Origin of the sequence: Pseudomonas sp. LW8 (assembly GCF_041956865.1) — a bacterium.
Taxonomy (GTDB): Bacteria; Pseudomonadota; Gammaproteobacteria; order Pseudomonadales; family Pseudomonadaceae; genus Aquipseudomonas; species Aquipseudomonas siliginis.
The window spans coordinates 503,916-517,487 of the sequence record NZ_CP168138.1 but is presented as its reverse complement, the minus strand read 5'-3'; the positions used below and the strand labels follow the sequence as shown (position 1 = coordinate 517,487).

Below are 13,572 nucleotides of genomic sequence, written 5' to 3'. Positions count from 1 at the left end.
GCGGCGCAACTGGAGACCCGTTTATGAGCGAGAGTGTGTTTGCCGATCGCATCGTGCAGAACCTGCTCGACACCGACTTCTACAAGCTGACGATGATGCAGGCGGTGCTGCACAACTACCCCAACGTCGAAGTCGAATGGGAGTTCCGCTGCCGCAACGCCGAGGATCTGCGTCCGTATCTGGCCGAGATCCGCCACCAGATCGAGCGTCTGGCCGAGCTGAGCCTGAGTGCCGATCAGTTGAGTTTCCTTGAGCGCATCAGTTTTCTGAAACCAGATTTTCTGCGCTTCCTCGGCCTGTTCCGCTTCAACCTGCGCTACCTGCACACCGGCATCGAGAACGGAGAGTTGTTCATCCGCCTGCGCGGGCCGTGGCTGCATGTGATCCTCTACGAAGTGCCGCTGCTGGCGATCGTCAGCGAAGTGCGCAATCGCTATCGCTACCGGGAGACTTCGCTGGAGCAGGCACGCGAACAGCTGTATCGCAAGTTCGACTGGCTGACCGCCAATGCTTCGGCCGATGAGCTGTCGCAATTGCAGGTCGCCGATTTCGGCACGCGCCGGCGCTTTTCCTTTGGCGTGCAGGCCGAAGTGGTCAACGTGCTCAAGCATGATTTTCCCGGGCGTTTCGTCGGTACCAGCAACGTGCATCTGTCCCGCGAGCTGGACATGAAACCGCTGGGCACCATGGCCCACGAGTGGATCATGGCCCATCAGCAACTCGGCCCGCGCCTGATCGACAGCCAGATCGCCGCGCTCGATTGCTGGGTTCGCGAATACCGTGGCCTGCTCGGTATCGCCCTCACCGACTGCATTACCACCGATGCGTTTCTTGGCGATTTCGATCTGTTCTTTGCCAAGCTCTTCGACGGTCTGCGCCACGATTCCGGGGACCCGGTAGCGTGGGGTGAAAAGTGCATCGCGCACTACCACAAGCTCGGCATCGACCCGATGAGCAAGACCCTGGTGTTTTCCGACAGTCTGACCCTGCCCAAATCGCTGGAGATTTTCCGCGCGCTGCACGGTCGCATCAATGTGAGCTTCGGCATCGGTACCAACCTCACTTGTGATATCCCGGGTGTCGAACCGATGAGCATCGTGCTTAAAATGACCGCCTGCAACGGCCAGCCGGTGGCGAAGATCTCCGACGAGCCTGGCAAGACCCACTGCAAAGATCCGAATTTCGTCGCCTATTTGCGACATGTGTTTCAGGTTCCTGCCGAATCCAGTCTATCTAGCAAGGAGTGAATTCATGCAAGCCGTACAGCGTGAGATTGCTGAGCAGCTCAAGGTGCAACCACCGTTCGCCGACGATCAGGCCCTGCAGGCCGAAGTCACCCGGCGCCTGACGTTCATCCAGGAATGTCTGGTCAATTCCGGGCTCAAGACCCTGGTGCTGGGCATCAGCGGCGGCGTCGACTCACTGACCGCCGGCCTCCTGGCCCAGCGCGCGGTACGTGAACTGCGCGAAAAAACCGGCGACGACCGCTACAAATTCATCGCCGTGCGCCTGCCGTATGAAACCCAGTTCGACGAGCACGACGCCAAGGCCTCGCTCGATTGCATCGCCCCTGACGAAACTCACACCGTGAACATCGGCCCGGCGGTCAAGGCACTGGCGGCTCAGGTGTCGGCGTTCGAAGGCAAACCGGCGGCGTCGGTGGATTTCGTGCTGGGCAATACCAAGGCGCGGATGCGCATGGTGGCGCAGTACACGATTGCCGGAGTGGCGGGCGGTCTGGTGATTGGCACCGACCATGCGGCAGAAGCGGTGATGGGCTTCTTCACCAAATTCGGCGACGGCGCCTGCGACCTCGCCCCGCTCAGCGGCCTGGTGAAAAATCAGGTGCGTGCGATTGCCCGCAGCTTTGGCGCGCCGGAATCGTTGGTCGAGAAAGTGCCGACGGCTGACCTGGAAGACTTGTCGCCGGGCAAGCCGGACGAAGCGGCGCACGGCGTGACCTATGCCGAGATCGATGCATTCCTGCACGGTGAAACGGTGCGGGACGAGGCGGCGAAGATCATTGTCGATACGTACAACAAGACTCATCACAAGCGGGTCATGCCGTTTGCGCCTTGATTTTTCAAAGGCATGAAAAAGCCCGCTGAGGAGTGATCCTAAGCGGGCTTTTTCTTTGGCCATCAGTCTTTCGGTGAAGCAGATGGCCTCTTCGCGAGCAGGCTCGCTCCCACATTGGCCCTGATTACTTGACGACGATAGTGCCTTTCATCATCGAGATGTGCCCAGGGAACGAGCAGAAGAAGCCGTAGCTACCGTCAGCCACCTTGGCCACATCAAAGGTCACCGAATCGGTTTCCTTGGCGCCGATGATCTTGGTGTGGGCGATGATGCGGGCGTCGCCATCTTTCAGGTAGTTCTTGTCGATACCGGCTGCCAGGCCGTCGGTAGCGATTGGCTGCATGTCAGCTTCTTTGCTGATCACCAGGTTATGGCCCATGACGTTCTTCGGCAGGCTGCCGGAGTGGGTCAGTTCGACGGTGAAGGTCTTGCAGCTCTTGTCGATCACGATTTCCTTGGTGTTGAAGGTCATCTGATCGGTGGAATCAACGGTGGTTTTGCACTCGGCAGCCATCAATTGGCTGCTGGCCAGCGCCAGCAGGGATACCGCAACAACTTTGGAAAACATGGTGAATCTCCAAGGCAGGGTTAACAAAAACACTAGTGGTGGAAAGACTGCCTGAAATCATCGCAAGTTCATATGACTTGAGTAAAAAATTGTATACAACTTTCAGGCTATGACACCCATCGACACAATCTAACGGCCATTTCGTACGGCCAGCCCTATGATCGGCCCACCTACTGAAACGGAGTGCCAGTCATGTTCTTTAACGGTCTGTTGTGCAGCTTGCTCGCCGCCTACGCCTGTGGCGCCAGCGGTACTTTTGAATCACCCGAACGCGAAGTCTAGTCCTTGGAGCGCAGCGTGCCAGCCGTTACCCTGTGCGCCTGATCGACTCAGGAGTAACGCATGTCGCTGAAATCCGTCTGTGTGTTTTGCGGTGCCAATGCCGGTACCGTGCCGGCCTACACTGAAGCTGCCGTGGCCCTTGGCCGGGCATTGGCCGAGCGAAATCTGACGCTGGTCTACGGCGGCGGCGCGGTCGGCTTGATGGGCATTGTGGCTGATGCCGCGCTGGCCGCTGGCGGCGAAGTAATCGGTATCATTCCGCAAAGCCTGATGGACAAGGAGATCGGCCACAAAAGCCTGACGCGCCTGGAAGTGGTCGACGGCATGCATGCGCGCAAGGCGCGGATGGCCGAACTCAGCGATGCATTCATCGCCCTGCCCGGCGGCCTTGGCACGCTGGAAGAGCTGTTCGAAGTCTGGACCTGGGGTCAGCTCGGCTATCACGGCAAGCCTTTGGGCCTGCTGGAAGTGAACGGTTTTTACAGCAAACTCACAGCTTTTCTCGATCATATCGTCGGCGAAGGCTTCGTTCGCGCGCCACACCGTGACATGCTGCAAGTGAGCGAATCGCCAGATTCCCTGCTCGACGCCCTCGATCAGTGGCAGCCGACCGTCACGCCCAAGTGGGTCGACCAAAAACCCGGTTAACCCCCGGACACCGATACAGGGCAGAATACGCGCCGCTCAACCTCACCTTCGACCCCAGAGGATCGCCCATGGCCAAACCCAATTACTCCTTCGCCAAACGTCAACGAGACCTGGCAAAGGAACAGAAGAAAGAGGAAAAGCTTCAGCGCAAGAAGCAAACCGCTGAAGAAGCGGCACTGAACCCTGACGGTGAAGTGGCGACCGATGATGATGTTGATGCATCCGATGCACCGAAAGATCAGACGCCCGACGCCTGAGCCCCACCGGGTTTGATGATCGAATCAGACCCTGCGGATTTGTGACGGGGCTGGCAGTTCTGCTGCCGGCCCTCACAGCCCTGCTTTCCCTGAAACACCAAAATCCCCTGTGGGAGCGAGCCTGCTCGCGAATGCGATATATCTGTTACAAATCTATTGGCTGACCTGACGCTTTCGCGAGCAGGCTCGCTCCCACATTTGAAGACTCATCAATTCTGAGGCATCACCGTAACTCGCACTTCCGGGTCGTGATTACCGCCACCGAGAATCACCCCCCGCAACGGCGACACATCGGAAAAATCCCTCCCCCACGCCAACGTGATGTGTTCCAGCGCCGGCCGCACATTGTTGGTCGGATCGAAATCCACCCAGCCCGATACCGGACAGAACACCGATACCCACGCATGCGAGGCGTCGGCGCCGATCAGGCGTGGCTGTCCCGGCGGCGGCTGGGTCAGCAGGTAGCCGCTGACATAACGCGCCGCCAGACCGCGCGAGCGCACACAGGCCAGCATCAGATGAGCGAAGTCCTGACACACGCCGCGTCGACGCTCCAGCACTTCCACCAGCGGCGTCGCCACCTGGGTGGCTTCGGCATCGAAGGTGAATTCGCTGAAGATCTTCTGCATCAGCGCCTGCACGCCGAGCAGCAACGGTCGCCCTGGCGGAAAACAGCTTTGCGAGAACTCGACGAAGCTGCGCTTCAAATGCACATAAGGTGACTGGAACCGGTAGCGACAGGCTTCGAGCAACTCGGCGGACAACGGCTGACTGCTGTAGGTCAGCGCATCGCGGGTCTGCTCCCACGCCGGCGACTGATTGAAATCCAGCGCCGGTCGCGCCAGCACTTCGACCGTCAGCCGGGCGTTGACCTGCAATTGGTCATGGGGCCGCTCAAAGGCCAACCGCGTCAGCGGATTGCCGAAAACATCCAGCTCATCCCGGCGCATGGTCGGTTCGGGGCTGATCAGCAACTGCTGCTCGGTGCAGCGTTGCCAGCTGCATTCGCGCGGCCACAGGTGCGCCAGTTGCTGCGCGAGGGAGACCGGGCTGTCGTAGTGATAACAGGTGTCGTGAAAGATCTGGTACTGAGCGCTCATCACACGGACACCGTTCGCTGGCTGACATCATCGACATGGGCGAAATGGCGCAGGGCCAGACGATCCGATACCTGGCCGCTGGCTTCGGCGATTTCCTGCAACAGATCGGCCAGACCATCCAGCGCGGCACGTACGCTGGATTTGCCGAACAGCGGGTTCTCCAGACAACCGAGATCAAACCGCGACAGACGTTCGACCAACTGTGGCAACGCAGTTTCGCGAGGTGCGCCGAAGTCGTCGTTCAAGCGTTTCAGCGTGCGGGTCACCAGTTTCAGCTGAAACAGCACCGCGTGGGGGTTCTGCTCATCCAGCAACAGCAGATCGAGCACCGGAATCAGTTGCGCCACCGCCAGATAGCGCGAGCGATAGGTGATGCTGCTGTTACCCAACTCCAGCAACCACTCAAGCCCGGCCTGATCGAAAGCACCCGCACCGCGCAGAAATGCGGCGAGGCTGCTGCTGAGAAATTGCAGGCGTTCGATGCGCCGGCCAATCATCAGAAAGCGCCAGCCTTCATCGCGGGTCATGTCATCCAGCGCAAACCCCGACAGCGCTGCCAGCGACATCACCAGACGGTTGAGAAAATCCAGCAGTTCGCCGAAGTCCGGTTCATCGACTTCCAGCTCCAGCGCCTCGCGCTGCAATTCGACCAGCGCCTGCCAGTTTTCCCGGGACAGCTTGCCGCGCACTTGCGAGGCGGCCCATTGCAGGCGTTGCAAGTTGGAGCGCAGGCTGAACGACCAATCCTCGCCCAGCAACGCAGCGAGCAGGCGCTCCGGCAGTTCGCCCTCATCCGGCAACAGCGCCAGCCGCTCGCCGAGATCGACCGCTGCTTGCAGCGCCTGCGGATCATCGCCATCGACGTAACGCGTGAGCATGATGCGCAGCAGCCGCGCGCTGTCGTCACAGCGCTCGCAGTAGCGGCCGAACCAGAACAGATTCTCCACCACCCGCGACGGCAGGTACGGATCGCGCCGCACCAGATCGTGCACGCCGACATTGCGCTGCGCCTTCCACTGCTCGCCGCTCGGTGCACGGTCGCTGAGCACCCAAGTGTCCTTGCTCGCCCCGCCGCGCTGCATCGACACCACCTCGGCATCGGCGTCGGCCGCCACTCGGGTCAGACCACCCGGCAATACGCGGTAGCCATCGTGGCTGGCCACCGCATACATGCGCATGCCGATCGCGCGGGGTTGCAGATGACCGTCTTCGGCTTGCCACACCGGCGCCTGCGACAGTTGCGCGAGTTCTTGCGCGACGTAGGCATAAGGCCGCGCCTGCATACGCTGCGCCAGTTCCAGGCGCTGGCTTTCACTCAAATCACGGCCGAAAACAGGCGCGAAGCTCTGCGACGGGAACGCCGGTTTGATCAACAGCTCCGGGAGTTTTTCCAGCGCCTGCGCCAGCACCGGCGCCTCACCGCACCACCAGGTGGCGATCGACGGCAGGATCAGTTCTTCGCCGAACAGGAACTGATTGATCTTCGGCAGAAACCCCAGCAGGCCCGGCGATTCCAGCATGCCGCTGCCGAGCGCATTGGCCACCAGCACCCGCCCCTGCCGCACCGCCTCAAGCAGACCGGGGACGCCAAGCGCCGAGTCGGTACGCAGTTCCAGCGGGTCGCAGAAATCATCGTCGAGGCGGCGCATGATCGCGTGCACCCGGCGCAGGCCACTGAGGGTTTTCAAGTAAACGGTGGCATTGCGCACCGTCAGATCGCCGCCCTCGACCAGCGGATAGCCGAGCTGGCGCGCCAGATACAGATGTTCGAAATAACTTTCATTGAACCGCCCCGGTGTCAGCAGCACCACCAGCGGTGCGTCATCGCCCTCCGGTGCCTGACGGGCCAAAGTTTCCTGCAAGGTGCGGAAGAAACCGGCCAGATGCTGGACCTTAAGATCCCGGTACAAATCGGGAAAGGCGCGGGAGACGATGGTGCGGTTTTCCAGCGCATAGCCGGCCCCGGAAGGCGCCTGGGTGCGATCGGCAGTGACCCACCAGCGACCATCCGGTGTGCGCGCCAGATCCACGGCATACAAATGCAAAAAGGCTGATTCGGGCGGGGCAATGCCCTGACAGGGCCAGAGAAAATTGTTGTGTCCGAATACCAGCTCGGCGGGCAGCAGGCCTTCGCTGATCAACCGCTGCGGACCGTACAGATCCGCCAGCACTGCATTGAGCAAGCGCGCACGCTGAGCGATGCCGGCGGACAATTGCTGCCATTCATCTGCCGCGATCACATGGGGCAGCAGATCCAGCTCCCACGGCCGGTCAGCGCCCTTGGGATCGGCATAGACGTTGTAGGTGACGCCGTTTTCCTGAATCTGCCGCGCCAGCAAGGCTTGGCGCTGCACCAGTTGCGCCGGACTGCTGCGCTGCAACTGATCGAACAGGCGCTGCCAATGCGAGCGCACCGCGCCGCTGCCGTCGAGCAGTTCGTGATAGGTGCCCGCGGTCAGCGGGTAGCGGTCTAGCAGGTCAGGCATGGAAAGCTCGGCAGACAGCAGGGAACGGTCAGACTAACGCAGGCACATGACACGCGGATATACGAAAAATCCGCGTGTTGCGTAGGCTCTAGAAACGGCGCAGATCGATGGTCATCGGTAGCTCGTCATTGATTTCTACTTTGGGTACGGGAAGTTTCCCCGGCGTGTGTCCGAGGCGGAAAAACCGCGCCATGCGCCGGCTCTCCGCTTCATTAGCATTGACCGGCAAGGTTTCGTAATTGCGCCCGCCGGGATGGGCCACGTGATACTGGCAACCGCCCAGCGAACGCCCCATCCAGGTATCGAGCAGGTCGAATACCAATGGTGCGTGCACCGCTATGGTCGGATGCAGACAGTTGGCTGGTTGCCAGGCCCGAAAGCGCACCCCGGCGACAAACTCGCCTACTCGTCCGGTCGGGTGCAACGGCACCGCGACGCCATTACAGGTCAGCAGATAGCGCTGTGGCGGCAGGCCGTTGAGCTTGACCTGCAAGCGCTCCAGCGATGAATCGACGTAGCGCACCGTGCCGCCCGCCGAGCCCTCCTCGCCCAGCACATGCCAGGGTTCAAGCGCCTGACGCAGCTCCAGCTCGATGCCATTGACGGCGTAGTCGCCGACCTTGGGAAAACGAAATTCCAGATGCGCCGCGAACCACTCGGCGCGCAACGGGTAGCCAGCGTTGTTGAGTTCGACGATAACGTCGGCGAAATCCTCTTCGATAAAGTGCGGCAGCAGAAAGCGGTCGTGCAGCTCGGTGCCCCAGCGCGCCAGTTTCGCCGGCGCGTAAGGCTCGCGCCAGAACCGCGCGACCAGCGCCCGCAGCAACAACTGCTGAGCCAGACTCATGCGCGCATGGGGCGGCATTTCAAAAGCGCGCAGTTCCAGCAAGCCAAGACGCCCGGTGGCGCCGTCCGGTGAATACAGTTTGTCGATGCAGAATTCGGCGCGATGGGTATTGCCGGTGACGTCGATCAGCAAATTGCGCAGCAGTCGATCGACCAGCCACGGTGCACATTCCTCGCCCGGTTCCGGCATTTGCGCAAAGGCGATTTCCAGTTCGTACAAGGCGTCATTGCGCGCCTCATCAACCCGTGGAGCCTGGGACGTCGGACCAATGAACAGCCCGGAAAACAGGTACGACAGCGAAGGATGGTTGTGCCAGTAACTGATCAGGCTGCGCAGCAGATCCGGCCGCCGCAGAAACGGTGAGTCCGCTGGTGTCGCGCCGCCGAGGACGAAATGATTGCCGCCGCCGGTACCGGTGTGGCGCCCGTCGATCATGAACTTTTCGGTGGTCAGGCGGGTTTGCCGTGCCTGTTCATAGAGAAACTCGGTGCGCTCGACCAACTCGTCCCAGCTTGCCGATGGCTGCACGTTGACCTCGATCACGCCCGGGTCCGGAGTGACACGGAAGTTGCTCAGGCGCGGATCACTTGGTGGTTCATAGCCTTCCAGCAGCACCGGGCAATGCAATTCTTCGGCAGTGGCCTCAATGGCCGAGACCAGTTCCAGATAATCCTCGACCCGCTCCAGCGGCGGCATGAACAGATACAGCCGGCCTTCGCGGGCCTCGGCGCAGAATGCGGTACGGGTCAGCCAGTCGGCGGACTCATCGATTTTCGGCACCCGCTCATCCAGCGCAGCAGGTTCGCCGTGCACACCGAGCTGCGCCGGATCCGGCAGTTCAGCGAAGTCCTGATTCGGATCGTTGGGATGGATGAACGGATATTCCGCCGCTTTCACCCACGGCTGCGAGGCCAGCGGCAAGCGGTAACCCAGCGGCGAATCCCCCGGCACCAAGCGACAGTGCTCATCGCGCAGATACCAGCGCCCGCTCTGCCATTGATCGCCCTTGGCCGTGCGCGCCAGTGGCAGCACCTGGCCGATCACCTTGTTCAGGCCCTGACTGAAGACCTTGCGCAACCGCGCGCGCTCCAATGGCTCTTCCAGACGCGAATCTTCGGCGCTGACGTTGCCGGGTAACGCGCCCTCGCGCCAGAGGTAATAGAGATGATCCTCGTAAGCCGGGAAGACGAAGCGCGCAGGCAACTTCAGGCGCTCGGCGACGCTGGCGAGAAAGCGTCCGGCCAGTTCGCCGTCGGCGCCATAGTCCTGCTGTTCGTCGGCGATCAATGCGTCGTTGTGCCAGATCGGCTGACCGTCGCGGCGCCAGTAACAATTGAGCGACCAGCGCGGCAATTGCTCGCCGGGATACCACTTGCCCTGACCGAAATGCACCAGCCCCTGCGGCGCGTATTGCTTGCGTAGGCGTTGAAACAGTTCGGCGGACAGCCGGCGCTTGTCCGGCCCCAGTGCGGCGGTGTTCCATTCGGCGCCGTCCGGGTCGTCGATGGAGACGAAGGTCGGTTCGCCGCCCATGGTCAGGCGCACATCGCCTTCGAGCAGATCGGCATCGATCTGCCGGCCCAGTGCCTGGATCGCCCGCCACTGTTCATCGGTGTAAGGCTTGGTGACGCGCGGCGCTTCCCAGATTCGCTCGACCGACATTTCATGGCTGAACTGTGTCTCGCAAGGTTCGACCAGACCACTGATCGGCGCCGCCGAGGACGGATCGGGACTGCAGGCCAACGGAATATGCCCTTCCCCGGCGAACAACCCGGACGTCGCATCAAGGCCAATCCAGCCGGCACCCGGCAAATACACCTCGCACCAGGCATGCAGGTCGGTGAAGTCGACTTCAGTGCCGGACGGGCCGTCGAGGCTTTTCACGTCGGCGGTCAGTTGAATCAGGTAACCGGAAACAAACCGTGCCGCCAGACCGAGATTGCGCAACAGCTGCACCAGCAACCATGCCGAATCACGGCAGGAACCGGAGGCGTGTTGCAGTGTGTGCTCAGGAGTCTGCACGCCGGGCTCCATGCGGATCAGGTAGCCGATGTCTTCGCTGAGGCGCTGGTTGAGCGCCACCAGAAAATCCACCGCAGGCAGCGGCGTGCGGTCGATGCTGTCCAGGTAAGCCTTGAACGTTGGCGTCAGCGGCAGGGTTTCGAGGTACGGCGCCAGCTCCTTGCGTTCATCGGCGGCGTAGCTGAACGGAATTCTCTCGGCGTACGGTTCGAGGAAGAAGTCGAACGGATTGAACACCGCCATTTCCGCGACCAGATCGACTTCGATGCGCAGCTCTGCGGTTTTTTCGGGGAACACCAGACGTGCCAAGTAATTGCCCTGGGGGTCCTGCTGCCAGTTGATGAAATGCTGCTCGGGCGAGACTTTCAGCGCATAGGAAAGAATTCGCGTGCGGCTGTGGGGCGCCGGGCGCAGGCGGACGATCTGCGGGCCGAGTTCGACAGCGCGGTCGTAGCGATAATGCGTGACGTGATGCAATGCGACATGAATCGACACGGCGTGCCTCCTGCGAGCCTTGGGCGTATGGGAAAGCGCGCAAGACTTATGCCATGCACAGGCTTGCGCGCTTTCGCGAAATGCTCAAGGCAGTACAGCACCAAAACCGGGCGATGCGAGGAAATGCTTGGACTCAGTTGCACGCAAATGTTGCGGACGCTGATTCTTGCGGTGTTTGATCGGACGCTTTCGCGAGCAGGCTCGCTCCCACATTTGGAATGCGTTCCCCCGTGGGAGCGAGCCTGCTCGCGAAGAGGCCAGCGGCAACAACTTGATCATTCCCACGCTCTGCGTGGGAATGCAGCCCGTGACGCTCCGCGTCACAACCATGTTCGACAATACTGCGAGTAACGGCTGGAACGCGGAGCGTCCCGAGAGGCATTCCCACGCGGAGCGTGGGAACGATCAGCAAAACGCCAACCCGAAGGTTGGCGTTCTGTTCAGCTCAAGCAGTGTTTAGCGCGGCACGACCGGCTTGCGTGTCGGCTTCGGCCCTTTGCCTTTGGCCGCATCCTTGCGCTCCTTGGCCGCCTGCTGGTTGCGGGCGAATGCCGCAGCCTTGGCCTGTTCACGCTTGTCCCACGGATTACCGCCATCACTGGCACGCGGCGGCAGACCGGTGTGCTGAGTGAGAATCTTGGTGGTCTTCTCTTTGGCGACCTTGTGGCTGCCGGCCGGAGTCGAGTTCTTGCGGCGGGCGCTCTGGTAGCTGTCGGTGGCCGGCTGATGCGCCGGAATCAGTTGATCCTTGCCCGGGCCGATCAGATCGGCGCGGCCCATGCGGATCAGCGCTTCACGCAGCATCGGCCAGCCTTTCGGGTCGTGATAACGCAAGAACGCCTTGTGCAGACGACGCTGATCTTCGCTCTTGACGATGGTCACGCCGTCGCTCTTGTACGTCACCTTGCGCAGCGGGTTCTTGCCCGAGTGGTACATCGCCGTGGCGGTGGCCATCGGCGACGGGTAGAACGCCTGCACCTGATCGGCGCGGAAGCCATTGCCCTTGAGCCACAAAGCAAGGTTCATCATGTCTTCGTCGGTGGTGCCCGGGTGGGCAGCGATGAAGTACGGAATCAGGTACTGCTCCTTGCCCGCTTCCTTGGTGTACTTCTCGAACATGCGCTTGAACTTGTCATAGCTGCCGATGCCCGGCTTCATCATCTGGTTGAGCGGACCTTCCTCGGTGTGCTCCGGGGCGATCTTCAGATAACCGCCGACATGGTGAGTCACCAGCTCCTTGACGTATTCCGGCGACTCGACGGCGAGGTCGTAACGCAAACCGGAGGCGATCAGGATCTTCTTCACACCCGGCAGGGCGCGGGCGCTGCGATACAGCTGGATCAGCGACGAGTGGTCGGTGTTCAGGTTCGGGCAGATACCGGGGAACACGCACGAAGGCTTGCGGCAGGCGGATTCGATTTCCGGGCTCTTGCAGGCGATGCGGTACATGTTCGCAGTCGGGCCGCCGAGGTCGGAAATCACGCCGGTGAAACCCGGCACCTTGTCGCGGATCTCTTCGATTTCGCGAATGATCGACTCTTCGGAACGGTTCTGGATGATGCGGCCTTCGTGCTCGGTGATCGAGCAGAAGGTGCAGCCACCAAAGCAGCCACGCATGATGTTCACCGAGAAACGGATCATGTCGTAGGCCGGGATCTTCTCCTTGCCGTACGCCGGGTGCGGCACACGGGCGTAAGGCATGCCGAACACGTAGTCCATTTCTTCGGTGGTCATCGGAATCGGCGGCGGGTTGAACCAGACATCGAGCTCGCCATGCTTCTGCACCAGCGCACGGGCGTTGCCCGGGTTGGTTTCCAGGTGCAACACGCGGTTGGCGTGGGCGTAAAGAACCGGGTCGTTGCGCACCTTCTCCATCGACGGCAGACGAATCACGGTCTTGTCACGGGTCATGCGCGGGCTGGCCAGGATCTGCACGACCTTGGCTTCCTGCGGATCTTCGACCGGGCCTTTTTCCTGCTCGATGGCGCAGGCCTGGGTGTCCTGGGTATTCACGTACGGGTTGATGATCTTGTCGACCTTGCCCGGACGGTCGATGCGCGTGGAGTCGACTTCGTACCAGCCCTGCGGCGTGTCGCGACGGATGAACGCGGTGCCGCGCACATCGGTGATGTCTTCGATCTTGTGGCCCCACGACAGACGCTGGGCAACTTCGACAATGGCCCGCTCGGCGTTGCCGTACAGCAGAATGTCGGCGCTGGCGTCGATCAGGATCGAGTTGCGCACGCGATCCTGCCAATAGTCGTAGTGGGCGATGCGGCGCAGCGAGGCTTCAATGCCGCCGAGCACGATCGGCACATGCTTGTAGGCTTCCTTGCAGCGCTGGCTGTAGACCAGGCTGGCGCGATCCGGACGCTTGCCGGCCATGCCGCCGGGCGTGTACGCGTCATCGGAACGGATTTTCTTGTCCGCGGTGTAACGATTGATCATCGAGTCCATGTTGCCCGCCGCGACGCCGAAGAACAGGTTCGGCTCGCCGAGCTTCATGAAGTCGTCTTTGGACTGCCAGTTCGGCTGCGCGATGATCCCGACGCGGAAACCTTGCGACTCCAGCAGCCGGCCGATGATCGCCATGCCGAACGACGGATGATCGACGTAGGCATCACCGGTAACAATGATGATGTCGCACGAATCCCAGCCGAGCTGATCCATCTCCTCCCTGCTCATCGGCAGGAATGGCGCTGGCCCGAAACATTCGGCCCAATATTTTGGATAGTCAAATAACGGCTTGGCTGCTTGCATGTCGACGACCGGTGCTGAAGTGAAAATT

9 protein-coding genes are annotated in these 13,572 nt (G+C 61.3%); 4 read left to right on the top strand and 5 right to left on the bottom strand.

Features of this window, described 5'->3' with window-relative positions:
• Positions 1-23: 23 nt before the first annotated feature.
• Positions 24-1,247 carry a nicotinate phosphoribosyltransferase gene (gene pncB / locus AB9L16_RS02420; protein WP_024011382.1) on the top strand — a complete coding sequence of 408 codons (1,224 nt, stop codon included), beginning with the start codon at positions 24-26 and terminating at the stop codon, positions 1,245-1,247.
• A gap of 4 nt (positions 1,248-1,251) precedes the next feature.
• Entirely contained in the window at positions 1,252-2,079 is an 828-nt protein-coding gene (nadE, locus tag AB9L16_RS02415) for an ammonia-dependent NAD(+) synthetase (protein WP_375123052.1), read from the top strand.
• Positions 2,080-2,203: 124 nt separating this feature from the next.
• Here the strand turns inward: nadE and azu are convergent, their stop codons facing one another.
• Complete coding sequence (gene azu, locus AB9L16_RS02410; RefSeq protein WP_305382097.1) at positions 2,204-2,647, bottom strand: azurin; 444 nt, start codon at positions 2,645-2,647, stop codon at positions 2,204-2,206.
• 342 nt (positions 2,648-2,989) lie between these two features.
• On the opposite strand from azu, the gene AB9L16_RS02405 reads away from it, so the two are divergent.
• Positions 2,990-3,577 carry a TIGR00730 family Rossman fold protein gene (locus AB9L16_RS02405; protein WP_024011379.1) on the top strand — a complete coding sequence of 196 codons (588 nt, stop codon included), beginning with the start codon at positions 2,990-2,992 and terminating at the stop codon, positions 3,575-3,577.
• A gap of 68 nt (positions 3,578-3,645) precedes the next feature.
• Positions 3,646-3,834, top strand: coding sequence for a hypothetical protein (locus AB9L16_RS02400; RefSeq protein ID WP_016771927.1), 189 nt, complete (start codon positions 3,646-3,648; stop codon positions 3,832-3,834).
• A gap of 209 nt (positions 3,835-4,043) precedes the next feature.
• Here AB9L16_RS02400 and AB9L16_RS02395 read toward each other — a convergent pair whose 3' ends face one another.
• From AB9L16_RS02395 to AB9L16_RS02380, 4 genes are all read right to left on the bottom strand, one after another.
• Positions 4,044-4,934, bottom strand: coding sequence for a transglutaminase N-terminal domain-containing protein (locus AB9L16_RS02395; RefSeq protein WP_375123051.1), 891 nt, complete (start codon positions 4,932-4,934; stop codon positions 4,044-4,046).
• The gene (locus AB9L16_RS02390; protein ID WP_375123050.1) at positions 4,934-7,420 is read right to left on the bottom strand and encodes a circularly permuted type 2 ATP-grasp protein; all 2,487 of its coding nucleotides are present in this window, start codon (positions 7,418-7,420) and stop codon (positions 4,934-4,936) included. The genes AB9L16_RS02395 and AB9L16_RS02390 overlap by 1 nt, the downstream gene beginning before the upstream one ends.
• Before the next feature lie 88 nt (positions 7,421-7,508).
• Positions 7,509-10,784, bottom strand: a complete 3,276-nt coding sequence (locus AB9L16_RS02385; RefSeq protein WP_375123049.1) for a DUF2126 domain-containing protein — start codon at positions 10,782-10,784, stop codon at positions 7,509-7,511.
• A gap of 456 nt (positions 10,785-11,240) precedes the next feature.
• Positions 11,241-13,544 carry a YgiQ family radical SAM protein gene (locus AB9L16_RS02380; protein ID WP_016771932.1) on the bottom strand — a complete coding sequence of 768 codons (2,304 nt, stop codon included), beginning with the start codon at positions 13,542-13,544 and terminating at the stop codon, positions 11,241-11,243.
• Between the last annotated feature and the right edge of the window lie 28 nt (positions 13,545-13,572).